The following is a 12,254-nucleotide window of genomic DNA, read 5'->3' on the forward strand; positions in this document are numbered from 1 at the left end:
GGAGGAATGAATATGTCACATCCTACATGGCAACTTGATTTAGACGCTGGTGCGTTGGTCCTGACTCCGTGCCCTGGAACAAAAGATACAGACCTTGACGCTTCATTGGTTCAGCTAAAAGAGCAAGGCGTTGAAGCGATTGTCACTGCGTTAGATGATGCAGAGCTAGCGAGCAAAGACGTAGCAGCACTGGGCGAGAAAACCCGTGTCCTCGGTATGCAGTGGTTCCAAATCGAAATCGAAGATGATTGCGCGCCGGGTGCGGAGTTTGCTGCCAAGTGGCAAGCTGCGAGTCCTGAGTTACACAAGATTGTGAACAACGGTGGCAAGGTTGCGATGCACTGCATGGGTGGTTCTGGTCGCACAGGGCTATTCGCAGCTCACCTACTGCTCGAAAAAGGTTGGGATTTGGACAAGATTGTTCAAGAAGTTCAGGCACTGCGCCCTGGTGCTTTTACCAAACCAATTCAAGTCGATTACATCAACGCGGTTGCGCAGAAGTAATCCCTTGTTCAGCGATAAGAGCTTTTGGATCATCATGTTCCAAAAGCTCTACTATCTCCCCTCAAACTGAATTCTTCCACTCAATCGGTAGGATGTTATGTTGTCAAACCTAAGCAAAAGCGTTCGCCAATACATGCTGGTGACTTTCAATTACTGGAACTTCACTGTGACTGACGGCGCCCTTCGAATGCTGGTGGTGCTGTACTTTTATGACTTAGGCTACAGTTCACTCGAGATCGCTTCACTGTTCCTTTTTTACGAATTCTTTGGTGTCGTGACAAACCTTATTGGTGGCTGGCTAGGAGCTCGATTAGGTCTTAATAAAACCATGAACTTGGGCTTGGGGATGCAGATCGTTGCGCTAAGTATGCTTGCCGTACCAAGTGCGATGTTGACCATTCCTTGGGTGATGGCTGCGCAAGCTTTGTCGGGTATTGCTAAAGACCTGAATAAGATGAGTGCTAAGAGTGCGATTAAAACCTTGGTACCTGATGATCAGCAAGGTGCTCTGTATAAGTGGATCGCTATCTTAACCGGTTCGAAGAATGCGCTTAAAGGGGCAGGTTTCTTTGTTGGCGGTTTACTGCTGTCACTAATCGGCTTCAAATACGCGGTATTGGCCATGGCAGCGGTGTTAACACTGGTGTTTATTGGTAGCGTTATCAGCCTTGAGGCGGATATGGGCAAAGCGAAAACTAAGCCTAAGTTTAGCCAGCTGTTTTCAAAGTCTCAGCCGATCAACATCCTTTCTGCGGCGCGCATGTTCTTATTTGGCGCACGTGATGTTTGGTTTGTCATTGCTCTACCTATCTATTTAGGTAGTGTATTTGGTTGGGATCATGCTTGGGTTGGCGGTTTCCTCGCCGCGTGGACGATTGCTTACGGTGTAGTGCAGGGCGTTGCGCCTAAAATTACCGGTAAAGCACAAGGCAAAGTGCCAGATGGTCATGCAGCGCTGGTGTGGGCAGGATTACTCGCGGTAGTGACCGCTACCATTGCGTATGCAGTACAAATTGGTTGGCAGCCTGAGTTAGTGATCATCGGTGGTCTGATGGTGTTTGGCGCTATTTTTGCGGTCAATTCATCGCTCCATTCGTATCTTATCGTTAGCTATGCCAAAGGCGATGGGGTCTCTTTAGATGTCGGCTTCTATTACATGGCGAATGCAATGGGTCGTCTGATTGGCACGATTCTATCTGGCTTAGTATTCCAAATGGCAGGTTTATCGGCATGTTTGTGGGTATCCTTTGTCTTCCTCGTCTTAACCACGCTGATTTCCCTCAAGCTACCGAAAGTGAAACAGGCCGCAATCGCCTAACTAAGCGGAGTATTTATTGACTAAAAGCTGACCAAGTTTCTAATGCGGTCAGTTTTTTTATTGCTATATTCAAGAGGTTATTTTTCTAAGGTGGAAGTATGAGAGAAAGGGTTCTGTTTTTTGATTTGCTCCGCTGCGTGGCTGCGGTGGCAGTGATTGCGATTCATGTGCTTGCGCCGTATCGACACGAGTTTGGCGTGATCTCTTTCGGTGAGTGGGCGACCGCGGTAGGGGTAAATAGCGTTACTCGCTGGGCCGTTCCGGTGTTCATTCTGATTACTGGTGCCTTGATGTTGAGTGACAAGCGCCCCTTTGATGCCAAGTATTATGTCAAACGGCGTTTGGGCAAAGTATTAGTGCCATTTCTCATTTGGTCGCTGTTTTATGCTGTTCTTTCTGGCTTAACAAGCAGTGGTTACGACGCTTCAGTCACGCAGCAAGTATTGGCTGATAGCCCTTCGCACGCGACTTACTACCATCTTGGGTTCTTCTACTACTTTATCCCGCTCTATTTCGTTATCCCGTTTTTTCAGCTGGTGGTTAAGCGCTATGGTGCGAGCGCCTTATATGGCTTTGTCGCAGTATGGCTCGTAACTTCTCTGATGTACTTGTTTAAAATCGATGGGCCATGGAGCAACCAACTGTGGCTTTACAGTGGCTATTTACCACTCGGTTACCTGCTTTATCAACGAGTACCTTTGTCGAAAGGCTATGTTGCGCTGTTTACCCTATTTGGGGCAGCGGCATTAGCGACGACGGCTTATATGGTGATTCATAACAGCCAACTGGTTGGCGAGTACACGGTCGGACGTTGGTTATCCTACAAAACACTCAATGTGATTCTAGCGGCGAGCATGATCTTTATGCTATGCCGCTACTTTGGTGAAGGTTTGTCGGCGCAAGCCAATAAGGTGATTGGTGTTATCAGCCAGCACAGTCTGGGGATTTATATCCTTCACCCTATTTTCTTATGGCCGATGAAGGAGTTTGGCTGGTATCAGGGACACCCAGCTTGGGTTATCCCGCTATGGATTGTGTTAAGTGGCAGCGGTGCGTTAATGATGAGCTGGTGGTTGTCTAAATCTGATAAAACCCGTTGGCTACTGCCTTAACGTTTGAGAGCAAAGTGGAGAAACTTGTCTCCCTGATAGGTGAGCGTGCCCTGATCGCCAGGATTTAGGGCGTGGAAATAGTGCACACCAACTTGGAATTCACGTTTAGGGCCTAAGCGACCTTTTTGCACGTAGATCCAGTATTCTTGGTCATCTTGTCCGGGTTGAGTGTTCTCTATATCGATAGATTGCTTGTCCAACACGGTGACATCAGCGGTTTGTTCGGGCGCGTCTTCACCTTGAATGTGCTTGCGATAGAAGTGGACAAACGCCCAGCCGCTAGCAAGGGCAAAAATAACAACGGTAATGAATAGCGTTACAGGCATGTTTCACGGCCTCTAATGGGTTTAGCTTAATGATAGCGAGATTTTAGACTCTATTCTGGGTATGAGTCTTGCTATAAAGATAAAATACTCAAGTGCCAAAAACTATTCGAGCCATATCACATCAATTCAAGCAGGAAAAAGTTGGGATGAGGGTTTAAGTATTGATTCTACAGCACAAATTTTCTTGCAACTTGGATAAAAAATGGGAGAGTAGGTAATAGATGGAGCAAATGCCGCTAAACTTAGTAGCAATGGAGGGAAACTATGTCTGATATCGAAAAAGTGGTTACACGCACTCGTCGTATCGAGAAGCTTCTCCGTACTCAATATCATGCTGATGGCAGGGGGTTGCATCAGCTCATTACGAGCTGTGAAGAACGGCTTCCGCATGACGTGATTGGTAAGCTGAGATACATTGCGACGATTCGTAACAAAGTGGTGCATGAAGAAGATTTTAAGCTTGATAGCCGCAAAGATTTCTTAACCACATGTGATGAATGTGAAAAAGAGCTCACGCCGAGAAGTAGTCGTTTTGTCTGGCGCGCTGCAATTACGCTAATGACGCTGATTACCGTAGCGGCACTACTGTTCTATTATGCGCATTGGGACGTGTTATCTAAGCATTTATAGCCTAAAGCTTAAAAATGGTGGTTTTAGTGATTGTGTCAAAACTAGACATGTCGCTGATAATTAAATCAAAAATGCCATGAGAAATGTTGATTAAAACAAAAAGGGACGCATCTGCGTCCCTTTTTGTTTTTAAATTTGACTTAGTACATCATCGGCAGTGTCATTAGGCCTACGACTACTGCGATCATTACAAGTCCTTGTTTTTGTGAAGAAGAAATCATAGCACTGCTCCTTTAATGTGATGTTTTATTCTATGTTTTTTAGAATAGCAGTGTTTTGGTGGTTTGATCAAGTATTTTATTGCCTAAGCTCCAAAAGTATAACTTTTCTTAGTTGAATGTGGTCAAATTGCTGCGGTTGTCTGTGAATTATAAAAATATAACTTGTTCATTTCTTAATCTTTTTAAGTTGCACCATGTAGTAAGATGTTGATTTTGTTTGATTTATTTGGTGTTTTTATATTGTTAATGACAGTTTTGTTTTGTTTTTGCCTGCTTGGTTTTTGCAGGTAATATTTCAGTTTGTTTTACGTTGAAAATGCTTTCTGTTTCTGATGTTTTTATGACAGTGGCATTCAATTGTCACCAGATTGTCAGGTGAACTTAATGGAAATTGCTATTTTTCAAATGCGATTTAATCTCGACTTTTATTTAAGTAATTGATTTTTATTGATTGATTTTGTTTTTTCGTTATTGGTATGGCATTTTTAATGGTTTGATCTTTGTAATCGAGACAATTAAATAAAATTGTCGAGTATTATTGGTTTTTCCTTAGCTTGTTAATGGGGGCTTGCACTGTTTAATGTCGGTAAAGAGAAATAGAGAAGTCATATCAAGATCCAAGTTTTGCTTTCTGTGGCTAGACATCTAGGTCGGTCTGCCTACACTAGCAGCTCATTTTTATTGAGGTGTTCGAATGTGGAGCTGGCTATCGGTTGCCCTTTCTGGGTATATCAGTATTTCCGCCAATGAAAATAATCATTTAAAGCAAGCCGTGATGTTTAAAACAATGTCGCTGTTTATGCTGTTAGTGATGCTTTGGAGTCACAGTGTGCCAATGAGTGCCGCGGCTTGGTGGGTATCGCTAGGATTAGCGATATCGATGGTGGCTGACGGACTCTATCTGGTTAAGAAACACCTTAGGTTGAGCTTTGCCGGCTTTATTGCCGCTCAACTTTGCTATAGCGTATCTTTTTGGTTCAAACTGTCAGGCGACATGGTACTTTGGTTGCCTGCATTGCTGCTTGGAATTGGTGTGGTGAGCTTTTTCTTGTTGCTGCCTAAGATTGATCAGTTGATATTTCCGGTAGTGATGATGGGGATAGTGTTGCTGCAACTGAATTGGGCGACTGGAGAGGTATGGCTTATTCATGGTGGGGCAGCGAGTGCGGTTGGCTTTATTGGCTCTGTTACCCTTACGCTATCGGCCGTGTTACTTGCCATTCATGACTATAAACATCCATTGCATCAAGGACGCTACCTGATCTCTGGCAGTTATCTGCTTGCTCACAGTTTGATTACCGCTTCTCTGGTTATTTAAAATCAAAGAAAAAACTCTCCGATTGGTTATCCTCAACACATCAAACCTTGTTGAGGAAACATTATGTCGACTGAAATTCATGCTCACAACGTTCTAAACTTATTGAGAGAACGCCCGATGTCCAAATCAGAATTGGAATCAGTGGTGAATGAAACGTTTGGTGAGCAAGCGCGTTTTAGAACCTGTAAATGCAATGGCTTCACGCTAGATACGCTATTAGAGTTCTTTATTGAGCGCGAAAAAGTGATTGTTCAAGAAGGGGTTTGGCAGATCAACGCTGAGCGAGTCTGTAGTCATTAACTGAAAGAGTCATTAATCTCTAAGTGATTGAGATTAATTACGCCTGTGCCTCCAAATTACAACATGAGATTGTTATACTTCGCCGACTTTTTTGTGCGCTTGATTTATAACATTTTGGAGGCTTAATTCATGGACATTCTTTCTGCCGCGACCATGATCTTTCTTATCATGGATCCGCTCGGCAATTTACCTATCGTCCTCTCTATATTAAAGCACTTAGATCCTAAGCGCCGTCGTATCGTTCTGGTACGTGAACTTTGTTTTGCCCTCGGCATTTTGTTGTTGTTCCTTTTCGCGGGTAAAAGCATTCTTAACTTCCTCCATGTTCAACCTGAGACCTTGAGTATTTCAGGCGGTATCATCCTGTTTATCATCGCGATTAAAATGATATTCCCAAGTGGTGGTAGTATCGTTGGCTTAGCAGCGGGTGAAGAACCATTCTTTGTGCCGATGGCTATTCCTATGATTGCTGGTCCTTCGGTGATTGCGTCGATTTTGCTGCTTTCTAGTCAACACCCAGATAAGTTGCTTGAGCTATCTGGCGCGGTGATGCTGGCGTGGGGCGCGACTTTCTTTATCTTGATGTTCTATAACTTCTTCCACCGCATTTTGGGTGAAAGAGGCTTAAAGGCGGTTGAAAGGCTGATGGGTTTATTGCTGATTATGATCTCTACCCAGATGTTCCTTGATGGGGTCAAAGGGTACTTAGGTTAAAAACAAAAACGCCGCTCATTTGAGCGGCGTTTGTTTACATCATATGTTTGCGTCGGATATCGAGCAGAGCAAAAATACCAAAAATTAGAATCGACCATTTTTCCCAGCGGCTCATGCTGATCTTGTCACCAAATGCGCCGATGAAGATCAGCATCTGTAGACCATGCATGATGAACAGGAATGCGGTCATGATGTAGAGCGCAATCGCAGAATTCCCTGGGAAAGGGTGAAAGATATTAAAAATCAAAATAAACCACACAAAGCCAATCGCGGCTTTTGCGAGTAACAATAACGCTTTCATATCGACGTCCTATTTAGTCTTGTTGTCGTTCAAACAGTCGGTAGCAGACTTGTCCTGCGGTTTTCTCTCTGTGGAGGTGCCAGTGTGCCGGAATGCCTTCCAAAGCCAACTCTTTTTCTGTTTCAATATAAATCATAGCGTCGTCCGCTAGCCAGCCATTACTTTCCAGCAAAGCGACAGTTTCATCGAGTAATCCTTTACGGAAAGGAGGATCGATAAACACCACATGATGGGGGGTTCCCGGTTGCTTCAAGTAACTGAGTGCATCGCTGTTGACCGCTTGCAAATTATCGCCTTTTAATGAGGCAATATTGGTTTGTAATTGCTTGAAGGCCTGTGGGTTTAACTCAATGAGCGTCACCATCTCAGCTTGACGAGAGGCGGCTTCAAAACCCAAACCACCAGAACCGGCAAATAGATCAAGACACTTAGCACGTGGCACGTCTTGCGCTAACCAGTTAAATAGCGTTTCTTTTACGCGATCGGTTGTTGGTCTAAGACCTTCAGCATCGTGAACAGGCAGTTTTCTGCCTCTCCATAAGCCGCTAATAATACGAACAAAGCCCGCCGATGGCTTTTTTTGTGATGTGTTTTGCTGGCGACGTCTTACCATAGATTTTTTGACCGCTAATAAAGTGATACTATAGCCAGTCGCTCTGCTGTTGAGCGCTAACATACAGCCCAAATTTGTTGATAACAAAGTGTATACCATCGCTTTATCAGTGAAAACTTTTCACTTTGTTGTCATTTGTCTTTTCTGAGTAGCGATAATAGCCGCCAGAAAAGAGTCTGATTTAATTAAGACGATCTAGGATAGCCCCAGATGACGGAAAAAAAGAAGCGCGGTTTACTCTCTTGGCTTGGTTTTGGTGATGAAGAACAAGCAAAACAACCCGTTGAAGAAATACAACAAACTGCTGAAGAACTTGAACAACAGCAGTTTGAAACTGTTGACGAGCAAGTAGAACAAACTAAAACTCAGCAAGCAGAAGCAGAAGCAGAAGCAGAAGCAGAAGCAGAAGCAGAAGCAGAAGCAGAAGCAGTTGTTGAAGTTGAACAAGCTGTGGAAGAAGTTGCTGCGCCAGCCGAGCCTCGCGTTGCAGAACAAGAAAAACCAACAGAAAGCTTTTTTGCGCGTCTTAAACGCAGCCTAGCGCGTACCAAAGCTAACATTGGTGCTGGCTTCTTTGGCTTATTTAAAGGCAAACAGATCGATGATGAGCTATTCGAAGAACTAGAAGAGCAGCTACTCATCGCCGATGTCGGTATGGATACCACGCTTAAAATTATTGATAACCTGACAGAGAAAGCGTCTCGACAGGACCTGAAAGATGGCGAAGCGTTATACGGCCTTCTCAAAGAAGAAATGGCTGAGATTCTGTCTAACGTTGAGAAGCCACTTGAAGTTGATAGCAGCAAAGCGCCTTACGTTATTTTGATGGTGGGTGTAAATGGCGTAGGTAAAACGACCACTATCGGTAAGCTAGCGAAACAATTCCAAGCCGAAGGCAAGTCAGTGATGCTGGCAGCAGGTGATACGTTCCGCGCTGCAGCGGTAGAGCAGTTGCAAGTATGGGGTGAGCGTAACAACGTCCCAGTTGTGGCTCAACATACCGGTGCTGACAGTGCTTCGGTTATTTACGATGCGATTGAATCAGCGAAAGCCAAAGGTGTTGATGTGGTGATTGCTGATACCGCCGGTCGTCTACAGAACAAAGCTAACCTAATGGAAGAGCTGCGCAAGATCGTCCGCGTCATGCAAAAAGTCGACGGCTCTGCTCCGCATGAAATCATGCTAACGCTCGATGCGGGTACGGGTCAGAATGCGATTAGCCAAGCAAAACTGTTTAGCGATGTTGCGCCTCTAACCGGTATCACGCTAACTAAGCTCGATGGCACTGCGAAAGGTGGTGTGATCTTTGCGTTAGCTGATCAATTCCAAATCCCTATTCGTTATATCGGTGTAGGCGAAGGTATTGACGATCTACGTCCATTTGAAACGCAAGAATTTATCGACGCACTATTCAGTCGAGAAGACTAATTCAATCATCAACCTAACAAGCAATTTGAAGAAACTCAGTTAAGAGGGATTTCGAGTGATAAAATTTCAGCAAGTGAGTAAAGCCTATCGAGGTGGTCGACAAGCTTTACAGAAGGTCGATTTCCATCTCCGTCGAGGTGAAATGGCCTTTCTCGGTGGCCATTCGGGTGCCGGTAAGAGTACGCTGCTAAAGTTGATCTGTGCCATTGAGCGCCCAACTGATGGAAAAATCAGTTTCAATGATCACGACATCACTCGGATCCCAGGTAAAGACATCCCTTTCTTACGTCGCAATATCGGGATTGTTTTCCAAGATCATCGACTACTGATGGATAGAAGCGTATTTGATAACGTCGCTTTGCCTATGCGTATTGAGTCAATTGCAGAAAATGAGATTAAACGTCGTGTCTCTGCGGCGTTAGATAAGACGGGTTTACTTGATAAAGCCAAGTGTTTACCGAGCCAATTGTCGGGTGGTGAGCAACAGCGGGTCGGCATTGCGCGTGCGGTTGTTAATCGACCAACGCTATTATTGGCCGATGAGCCAACAGGTAACCTAGACCCAGACTTATCAAATCGCGTGTTAAAGCTGTTTGAAGAATTTAACCGTGCTGGAGTGACCATCCTACTGGCTACTCACGATCTAGGGTTAGTGAACACTCGCCCACAATATCGTCACCTAGAGTTAAACCAAGGTTTCTTGAGTGAGGTCGAAGACTATGGCCATTAATCCTCGTAAAAAAACGAGTAATTCAAACCGTGCCAAAAATCGCGTTAAGCGCGACAGCTTCTTCACCGTACATCTTAAGCAAGCTAAGGCCTCACTAGGTGAGCTTTGGCTGCGCCCGATGGGTAATATTCTCACTTTAGCCGTCATCTCAATGGCGCTAGCGATGCCTTCTGCGCTTTATTTACTCGGTAAGAATATTTCTGAAGCGTCTAGTGATGTTACTAGCCCTTCGCAAGTGAGTGCTTACATAAAAGAACAAACGCCTGAAGCACGTGTGATGGTATTGAAAGACCAGCTCGAGAGTGCGGCGGATGTGGCGAAAGTGGAGTACGTATCTCCGCAGCAAGGCTTGGATGACCTTAGCCAATACTCAGGCTTTGAGCGTGCGTTGACCATGCTGGATGATTACGCTCTGCCGGGTGTGTTAGTGATTACGCCAAGTATGGAAGATAAGGAATCGATCAAGCAGTTAGCCGCGCGCGTGGCGAAAGAAGAAGGCATTACTGACGTACGTCTCGATGAGGACTGGCTGACGCGCTTGGATGCGATTAAGAACCTTGTTGGCGGTATCGTCGTTACCCTATCTGTGCTTATGTTGGGCTCGGTATTCTTGATTGTCGGTAACACTTTGCGTTTTAACGTACTGGCGAACAAAGACGAAATCCAAACCATGAAGCTAATTGGCGCCACCAACAGCTATATCTTACGTCCGTATCTATACTCCGGTATGTGGTTTGGATTGCTCGGTGCAACGATTGCTTGGATTTTAACAGCGGTTATCACAATTATACTCAACAACAGTGTTGAGCAATTGGCGCTACTGTATGATAGTCGCTTCAGGCTGGTCGGCTTGAGCTGGGATGAGTCCTTGCTCCTAGTGATGTTAGGTACCTTCTTAGGTTGCCTTGCAGCGAAGGTTTCTGCTCAGCGTCATCTAAAAGAAATAGAACCAGTTTAAATTGAACCTGTTTATTATGACGCTGTCATACTATTGATAAAAGTACACGCTACCGTATACTTTTATCTTGTATAGACAGTTTGTTTATGCATAATAACTTTCCCCTGCTTGAAACCTGTTCATTTTAGGTTCAAGATTGATGGGTTAAAAATACTCCAGATCAGAGATTGATGAGGAACTGAATGACAAGTCAAGCATACCCAATGGCAGCTGTAACCCAAGATAGCTTAGATAGCTACATTCGCTCGGTAAACAGCTACCCAATGCTAACTCCTGAAGAGGAGCGTGATTTAGCAGAGAGACTGCATTACGACGGCGAAATTGAGGCGGCAAAAGGATTGATCCTTTCGCACCTGCGCTTTGTTGTGCACGTTGCTCGCGGTTATTCAGGTTACGGCCTACCAATGGCTGACCTTGTTCAAGAAGGTAACATTGGCCTGATGAAAGCGGTAAAGCGCTTTAACCCAGAAGTGGGTGTTCGTCTGGTCTCTTTCGCCGTGCACTGGATTAAAGCTGAAATTCACGAGTATGTGCTACGTAACTGGCGCATTGTGAAAATCGCAACGACCAAAGCACAGCGTAAATTGTTCTTTAACCTACGTAAGTCGAAAAAACGTCTAGGTTGGTTCAATAACGGTGAAGTAGAAACCGTTGCTCGTGAGCTTGGTGTAGAGCCATCAGAAGTGCGTGAAATGGAATCTAGACTGGCTGCGCAAGACGCAACGTTTGAGATGCCGACTGACGATGATGATACGGGTACCTCGTACACTGCGCCTATGGTCTACCTAGAAGATAAAGCGTCAGACGTTGCAGACCATGTTGAAGCATCAAACTGGGAAGCTCACACTAATAACCGTTTGAGCTTAGCACTTAAGAGTCTAGATGATCGCAGTCAGCACATTGTTCGTTCTCGTTGGTTAGATGACAAAAAATCGACCCTGCAAGAGCTTGCTGAAACTTACAGCGTATCTGCTGAGCGTATTCGTCAGCTTGAAAAGAATGCGATGAAAAAGCTTAAGGCTGCGGTTGGCGAGTTTTAATCTCTCCCCCTGAATTTTTAAGAAGCCGAGATCCTATGATCTCGGCTTTTTTATTGCCGATCATAAATGGAATTTGAACGCGATAACGGGATCTAATCTTGATGCAATTGCCTGTGGGTAACTCTGTGGTAAATTTCTTTGCTATCTGTCAGCAAGCAGGGTAAATAAAGGCATTCGAGGCAAGTTGTTGATGGGGATAGTTTCTTGATTACACACATTCAAATAAGGATCATCACTATATATTGTGGATCCATGATCAAATAGACACTTTATCAACGCAATCCACAGTTTTATCCACAGATGGTCGAAATATGATCGCTAGTGGATAACCTTACTCACTCCGTGTACTTGTTAATCACTGGATAGGTTACAATGACGGTCGATAATTAAAGCAGAAAAGAGAAAGTTTGATGGACCAGTTTAAACATATTGATGTCGATGGCGCGCAGCGCTTGCTGGAGCAAGGTGACGCAACTATGGTCGACATCCGTGACCCACAATCTTTTGCCGTTGCTCACGCCAAAGATGCCTTTCATCTTACCAACGACACTATGGTTGCTTTTATGGATGAAGTGGAGTTTGAGCAGCCAGTATTGGTGATGTGTTACCACGGTGTTAGTAGCCAAGGTGCCGCTCAGTATTTGGTTAACCAAGGCTTTGAGCAGGTGTATAGTGTTGATGGTGGCTTTGAAGCTTGGCAAAGAGCTCAATTACCGACGCAATCCAATCTAGGATAACTTT

General features: G+C 44.7%; 15 protein-coding genes. 12 read left to right on the forward strand and 3 right to left on the reverse strand.

Going from position 1 to position 12,254, the window contains the following annotated elements:
• Nucleotides 1-12 precede the first annotated feature (12 nt).
• The 3 genes from ACHUFZ_RS19135 (at nucleotide 13) to ACHUFZ_RS19145 (ending at nucleotide 2,934) form a co-directional block, all read left to right on the forward strand.
• Complete coding sequence (locus tag ACHUFZ_RS19135; protein WP_394128389.1) at nucleotides 13-504, forward strand: cyclin-dependent kinase inhibitor 3 family protein; 492 nt, start codon at nucleotides 13-15, stop codon at nucleotides 502-504.
• 97 nt (nucleotides 505-601) lie between these two features.
• Entirely contained in the window at nucleotides 602-1,822 is a 1,221-nt protein-coding gene (gene arsJ / locus ACHUFZ_RS19140; RefSeq protein WP_394128390.1) for an organoarsenical effux MFS transporter ArsJ, read from the forward strand.
• A 98-nt stretch (nucleotides 1,823-1,920) separates the two neighbouring features.
• Complete coding sequence (locus ACHUFZ_RS19145) at nucleotides 1,921-2,934, forward strand: acyltransferase (protein WP_394128391.1); 1,014 nt, start codon at nucleotides 1,921-1,923, stop codon at nucleotides 2,932-2,934.
• On the opposite strand, the gene ACHUFZ_RS19150 is transcribed toward ACHUFZ_RS19145, so the two are convergent.
• Nucleotides 2,931-3,260 (reverse strand): DUF2500 domain-containing protein, encoded by a 330-nt coding sequence (locus ACHUFZ_RS19150; RefSeq protein WP_134837020.1) that lies wholly within the window; start codon nucleotides 3,258-3,260, stop codon nucleotides 2,931-2,933. The two genes, ACHUFZ_RS19145 and ACHUFZ_RS19150, sit on opposite strands and share 4 nt — an antisense overlap.
• 264 nt (nucleotides 3,261-3,524) lie before the next feature.
• Between ACHUFZ_RS19150 and ACHUFZ_RS19155 the strand changes: the two genes are divergently transcribed.
• From ACHUFZ_RS19155 to ACHUFZ_RS19170, 4 genes are all read left to right on the forward strand, one after another.
• Complete coding sequence (locus ACHUFZ_RS19155) at nucleotides 3,525-3,890, forward strand: hypothetical protein (protein WP_053441663.1); 366 nt, start codon at nucleotides 3,525-3,527, stop codon at nucleotides 3,888-3,890.
• Nucleotides 3,891-4,805: 915 nt separating this feature from the next.
• Nucleotides 4,806-5,429 (forward strand): lysoplasmalogenase, encoded by a 624-nt coding sequence (locus ACHUFZ_RS19160; RefSeq protein WP_394128392.1) that lies wholly within the window; start codon nucleotides 4,806-4,808, stop codon nucleotides 5,427-5,429.
• A gap of 63 nt (nucleotides 5,430-5,492) precedes the next feature.
• The gene (locus tag ACHUFZ_RS19165; protein ID WP_134837022.1) at nucleotides 5,493-5,729 is read left to right on the forward strand and encodes a YecH family metal-binding protein; all 237 of its coding nucleotides are present in this window, start codon (nucleotides 5,493-5,495) and stop codon (nucleotides 5,727-5,729) included.
• A gap of 129 nt (nucleotides 5,730-5,858) precedes the next feature.
• Nucleotides 5,859-6,443: a YhgN family NAAT transporter gene (locus tag ACHUFZ_RS19170; RefSeq protein WP_394128394.1), complete on the forward strand. Its 585-nt coding sequence runs from the start codon at nucleotides 5,859-5,861 to the stop codon at nucleotides 6,441-6,443.
• 34 nt (nucleotides 6,444-6,477) lie between these two features.
• On the opposite strand, the gene ACHUFZ_RS19175 is transcribed toward ACHUFZ_RS19170, so the two are convergent.
• Together ACHUFZ_RS19175 and rsmD are read right to left on the reverse strand one after the other, a co-directional pair.
• The gene (locus ACHUFZ_RS19175; RefSeq protein ID WP_053441659.1) at nucleotides 6,478-6,744 is read right to left on the reverse strand and encodes a DUF1145 domain-containing protein; all 267 of its coding nucleotides are present in this window, start codon (nucleotides 6,742-6,744) and stop codon (nucleotides 6,478-6,480) included.
• A gap of 13 nt (nucleotides 6,745-6,757) precedes the next feature.
• Nucleotides 6,758-7,357, reverse strand: a complete 600-nt coding sequence (gene rsmD, locus ACHUFZ_RS19180) for a 16S rRNA (guanine(966)-N(2))-methyltransferase RsmD (protein ID WP_394128431.1) — start codon at nucleotides 7,355-7,357, stop codon at nucleotides 6,758-6,760.
• A 210-nt stretch (nucleotides 7,358-7,567) separates the two neighbouring features.
• On the opposite strand from rsmD, the gene ftsY reads away from it, so the two are divergent.
• The 5 genes from ftsY to glpE all read left to right on the forward strand — a co-directional run bounded on the left by ftsY (nucleotide 7,568) and on the right by glpE (nucleotide 12,250).
• Nucleotides 7,568-8,785: a signal recognition particle-docking protein FtsY gene (gene ftsY, locus ACHUFZ_RS19185; RefSeq protein ID WP_394128395.1), complete on the forward strand. Its 1,218-nt coding sequence runs from the start codon at nucleotides 7,568-7,570 to the stop codon at nucleotides 8,783-8,785.
• Nucleotides 8,786-8,840: 55 nt separating this feature from the next.
• Entirely contained in the window at nucleotides 8,841-9,515 is a 675-nt protein-coding gene (ftsE, locus tag ACHUFZ_RS19190) for a cell division ATP-binding protein FtsE (protein ID WP_394128396.1), read from the forward strand.
• A complete protein-coding gene (gene ftsX, locus ACHUFZ_RS19195) occupies nucleotides 9,505-10,473 on the forward strand; it encodes a permease-like cell division protein FtsX (protein ID WP_394128397.1) in 969 nt (322 codons plus the stop codon). Before ftsE ends, ftsX begins: the two co-directional genes overlap by 11 nt.
• 182 nt (nucleotides 10,474-10,655) lie before the next feature.
• Nucleotides 10,656-11,513: an RNA polymerase sigma factor RpoH gene (rpoH, locus tag ACHUFZ_RS19200; RefSeq protein ID WP_134837026.1), complete on the forward strand. Its 858-nt coding sequence runs from the start codon at nucleotides 10,656-10,658 to the stop codon at nucleotides 11,511-11,513.
• A 410-nt stretch (nucleotides 11,514-11,923) separates the two neighbouring features.
• The gene (gene glpE, locus ACHUFZ_RS19205) at nucleotides 11,924-12,250 is read left to right on the forward strand and encodes a thiosulfate sulfurtransferase GlpE (protein ID WP_053441693.1); all 327 of its coding nucleotides are present in this window, start codon (nucleotides 11,924-11,926) and stop codon (nucleotides 12,248-12,250) included.
• Nucleotides 12,251-12,254 lie beyond the last annotated feature (4 nt).

It is taken from the genome of Vibrio hepatarius (assembly GCF_043642085.1).
In the GTDB taxonomy this organism is placed as follows: domain Bacteria; phylum Pseudomonadota; class Gammaproteobacteria; order Enterobacterales; family Vibrionaceae; genus Vibrio; species Vibrio hepatarius_C.